We start from the raw sequence: 1,747 nt of genomic DNA on the forward strand, positions 1-1,747 counted from the left end.
TCAACATGGATGCCGGCAATAATATCACCCTATCAGAAAGCTATGATACCTCTAACGCAAAAGAAAAGCATGAAAAGTCTTTTGCTGGTGTGACAGGCTCTGTCAATGTGGGCATTCTTGGTACAGTAAAAGATGTAAAGGATGCAGCCAAACGTTTTGGTCATGGGGATACAAAACACAAAATCGGTAATGGTCTTATTGCTGGTCTAAAAGGCTATGATCTCTATAGCAAAGGCAAAGGTCTTTATAATGGGATGAAAGGTGGAAACCTTAAACAATCTATTCGTGATATTGCTGATGTTTCTGCTAGCGTAACCGTGGGCTTTAAGACAGAGAAGGCAGAAGCCTCTGTTCAGACCTCTACTGCGGTAACAGGTACAATAGAAGCAGGACGCGCTGTCAACATGCAAGCCCACAAAGGCAGCATCCATGGTGTTGGCGCTGATATTATCGCTGGCACAAACCCGATGCAAAGCAATGATGAGCAGAGCGGGAATATCACCATGGAAGCAGGGCAACATATCACCTTTGAAAGTGCGCAAAACACGCAGAGCACACAAAATCATACGCAAAGCGCTTCGATGAATATTGGGTATAGTTATGGTACCGGTGGTACAGGGTGGATGGGGAATGCTTCCTTTGGTAAAGGCAAGGGGTCCAGTGAGGAAGTGCATCACAAGAACAGCCATATTATTGGCACCGGCACAGTTCACACCAACAGTGGGGCAAACACCACATTGGCAGGCGCCGTGGTTTCTGGAGAGCGTGTAGAAATGGAAGTAGGGGGTGATTTTGCCGTTGTCAGCCGCAGTGATACGGGACAAAGTTCCAGCAAGCAAAACTCTGTTTCCATTGGTTATAATAGCCAAGAAAAGGATGGTACAGCCACAACCAATATTTCCTTGAACAAGGATAAATCCTCTAGTGATTATCATAGTGTTGTGGAACAATCAGGCATCAAAGCGGGTGATGGTGGTTTTAAGATCAACGTTAAAGATAAAACGACCCTAACTGGGGGGCTTGTTGCTAGCACCGCGCCGGCAGAAAAAAACAGCCTGACCACAGGAAGCATTAGCACCAGTGATATCAGCAACAGTGCGCATGCTCAAGCCAGCAGCCAAGGTTTAAGCATTTCAGCAGGTGGTCCGATGTATCAGGGCAAATATGGTGTCGGGAAAAACATTGCTAAAAATGTCTTAGATCATTCAAAAGCTAAAGATTCAGAGGAAGGATATACCAAATCCGCCATTAGCGATGGCACCATCGTCATTACTGATGAAGCAGGGCAGAAGGCATTGACAGGACAAGATGTTGAGCAAGCCATAGCCTCCCTTAATCGGGATACTGCCAGCGCCCATAAGGGTGTACAACAGCTCGATGTAGGCAAGCTGGAACAAATCGTCCATGAAAACCGCGAAATGGCAACGCAATTGTTGGAAGAAGGATTTAAATACAGCGATAACTCCTATAAAACCATGTTTATCAAAGAGCATCCCATCGCCGTGGTGGATCGTGATGAACAGGGCAATATAATCTATGAAATAGATGCAAATGGACAGTATATCAAAGACGCTCGTGGACAAAAAATCCCCAAGTTCCATTATTTAACGGATGAAGAAAAGCAGCATTTGCAAGAAGGCTCTGATGGCAAGGTGCATGTGTCCTTTAATGGCATCTTTACTCCACCAGAGGAAGCCGCTGTTTATGCAGAGCAACATGCGAAGGATAAAAATAATCCGCTTTATTT

At 45.2% G+C, this 1,747-nt stretch carries 1 protein-coding gene; it reads left to right on the forward strand.

Features of this window, described 5'->3' with window-relative positions:
- A partial coding sequence (locus ABID23_RS07885; protein WP_354190939.1) for a hemagglutinin repeat-containing protein occupies positions 1 to 1,747 on the forward strand: 1,747 nt, incomplete at both ends.

Origin of the sequence: Bartonella silvatica (genome assembly GCF_040545155.1) — a bacterium.
In the GTDB taxonomy this organism is placed as follows: domain Bacteria; phylum Pseudomonadota; class Alphaproteobacteria; order Rhizobiales; family Rhizobiaceae; genus Bartonella; species Bartonella silvatica.